This is a genomic window from Streptomyces alkaliphilus (assembly GCF_014141535.1).
In the GTDB taxonomy this organism is placed as follows: Bacteria; Actinomycetota; Actinomycetes; order Streptomycetales; family Streptomycetaceae; genus Streptomyces; species Streptomyces alkaliphilus.
In genome coordinates, this window is sequence record NZ_VKHT01000663.1 from 1 (window position 1) to 2,962 (window position 2,962).

The 2,962-nt window shown below is 76.9% G+C and carries 1 protein-coding gene; it reads left to right on the plus strand.

Annotation, left to right across the window (positions count from 1 at the left end):
- Positions 1–2,962 (plus strand): S41 family peptidase (locus tag FNQ90_RS18155; RefSeq protein ID WP_182607347.1); only part of this gene is annotated, 2,962 nt, incomplete at both ends.

Consider the following 2,962-nt stretch of genomic DNA (forward strand, 5'->3'; position numbering starts at 1 on the left):
GCGCCGCCCCCGGCCCCCGGGCCGGACGGCGCCCCGGGCGCGGGCGGGGAACCGGGGCGCAGCACCCTGCTGCTCACCGGCAAGGCCCCGCACGAGCCCGCCTCCTGGAAGCGGTACCGGGGCGGCGGCACCGGCCGGTTGTGGCTGGACGGCAGGCGGCTGCTGCCGATACCCCACGGCAGTGGCCACCTGGACTGCCCGATGCTGGTCGGCGACCGGATCGCCTTCCTCTCCGACCACGAGGGCGTGGGGAATCTCTACTCCTGCCGCCCCGACGGCTCGCAGCTGTGGCGGCACACCGACCACGACGCCTTCTACGCCCGGCACGCCTCCACCGACGGGCGCCGGGTGATCTACCACTGCGGTGGTGAGCTGTGGTTGGTGCCGGAGCTGACCCCGGACAGCCGTCCGCTGCGGCTTCGGCTGCGGCTCGGCGGGCCGCGCGCCGGCCGCCGTCCGCGCCAGGTGCGCACGGCGGGCGCCATCGACGCCCTGGCCGTGGACACCACGGGGCGCGCCTCGGCGGTGTGCGTGCGCGGCGCGTTGCACTGGCTGACCCATCGCGACGGCCCGGCGCGGGTGATCTCCGCGACGCCCGGCGCCCGGGTGCGGATGCCGGTCGTGCTCGGCGACACCGGGCGGATCGTCCGGGTGACCGACGCCCCCGGGGAGGACGCGCTGGAGGTATCCGCGCTGCCCCGGGCGGGCGGGGACCGGCCCCCGATCCGGCTGGCGACGGGGCGGCTGGGCCGGGTCCGGGAGCTGGTGGCCGCCCCGGACGGCCGCTCGGTGGCGGTGGCCTCCCACGACGGGCGGCTGTTGCTGGTGACCGTCCCCGACGAGCCGGAACCGGAGCCCGGGCCCGGTGGATCCGGGGGCGAGGGGGCGGACCCGGGCCCCGACGCCGTCACCGATGTCGTTGTCCCGGGCCTCGCCCCCGCCGGCACGGGCAACGCGGGGGACACGGGGGGAGGATCCGAGCCGGCCGACGCGTCCGACGTCCGTGCCCCGGACCCCCGGGGCGGAGCGGCCGGCACCGACGGACCGCCCGAGGCGGACGGTGGGCCCGGCGCGGACCGCACCCCGGCGGGGAAGCCCGGCGCGGACGACTCGGGGAACGCTCCGGGCGCGGAGGGCGCGCCCGCCGACCCGGACGGCACGCGGACCCCCGCCGGGGCGTCCCTCCCGGGCGGGGCGGGCGGCGCGGAAGACGGCGGTGAGGTGCCGGGGGTCGAGGTGTCGGAGCTGATCCGCTCGGTCAACGGCCCCGTCCGTGACCTCGCCTTCTCCCCCGACTCCGGCCACCTGGCCTGGGCCCACCCCGGCGTGGGGCGCTCCCTGAGCCGGATCAAGATCGCCCGGCTCTCCCCCGGGGACCGGACGATCCTGGATGTCACCGACGGCCGGTTCGAGGACGAGGAGCCGGTCTTCACCCGGGACGGCCGCTACCTGGCCTTCCTCTCCTGGCGTGGCTTCGACCCGGTCTACGACGTGCACACCGGGGACCTGTCCTTCCCGCTGGGCTGCCGCCCCTATCTGGTGCCGCTGTCCTCCGCGACGCCCTCGCCGTTCGCCCTCACCCCCGAGGGGCGCCCGGCGGCCGGCGGTCTGGACCCGGCCGACGCGGAGGTCGGCGGCGAGGAGGGCGCGGTGTCGGTGGAGGCGGAGGGGTTGGCCTCCCGGGTGACGCCGTTCCCGGTGAAGGCGTCCAAGTACTCCTCGCTGCGGCCGGTCGCCGGCGGCGGCCTGGTCTGGCTGCGGTGGCCGATCTCCGGCGCGCTGGGCGAGACCTTCGCCGACCCCAACCGCACCTCGGGGAAACCGACCCTGGTGCACTTCGATCCCGCCCGGGGGCGCAGCACCGACCTGACCGCCGAGGTGGACTGGTTCGAGGTCAGCGGCGACGGCACCCGGCTGGTGGTGTGCGAGGACGAGGAGTTGCGGGCGGTCCCCGCGACCGAGCTCGCGGACGCGGACTCCACCGTCTGGATGGACGTGCGGCGGATCGTGCAGTGGACCGACCCGCCGGCGGAGTGGCGGCAGGCGTTCGACGAGGCCGGTCGGCTGGTCCGGGAGCTGTTCTGGGAGCCGGGCATGTGCGGGATCGACTGGCCCGTCGAGCTGAAGCGGTACCGGCCGCTGCTGGACCGGGTCGCCACCCCGGACGAGTTCGCCGACGTGCTGCGGGAGACGCTGGGCGAGCTGGGCACCTCGCACGCGTACGTGACCGCCGCGCGTCCCGACGAGGGCCCCGTCCACTACCGGCGGCCCCAGGGCCTGCTGGGCGTCGACATCGAGGCGGACGGGACCGGTGGGTGGCGGGTGGCCCGGGTCCTGCCGGGTGACTCCTCCGACTCGCGGGCGCGGTCGCCGCTGGCGGGCACCGGCGTGCGGGAGGGGTCGGTGCTGGCCCGGGTGAACGGCAGGCCGGTGGACCCGGTGACCGGCCCGTGGCCGCTGCTGGCCGGGACGGGGGGCACGACCGTCGAGCTGTCCTTCCTCGACCCGGGCACCGTGACCGGTGCCGATCCGGACACGCGCCCGGGCCGGTACCGGCGGGTGGCGGTGGTGCCGCTGCTGGACGACCGGCCGTTGCGGTACCAGGACTGGGTGGCGCGGCGCCGGCGGGTGGTGCACGAGCTGAGCGGGGGGCGCTGCGGCTACGTCCACATCCCCGACATGGGGGGTTCGGGATGGGCGCAGTTCACCCGGGACCTGCGGATGGAGTTCTCCCGACAGGCACTGGTGGTGGACGTGCGGGGCAACGCCGGCGGGCACATCAGCGAGCTGGTGGTGGAGAAACTCACCCGAACGGTCCTGGGCTGGGACCTGACCCGGAACGCCCAGCCGGTGAGCTACCCCTCGGACGCGCCGCGCGGCCCGATGGTGGCGCTCGCCAACGAGGCCACCTCCTCGGACGGCGACATGATCACCGCCGCCTTCCGGCTGCTGGGGCTGGGGC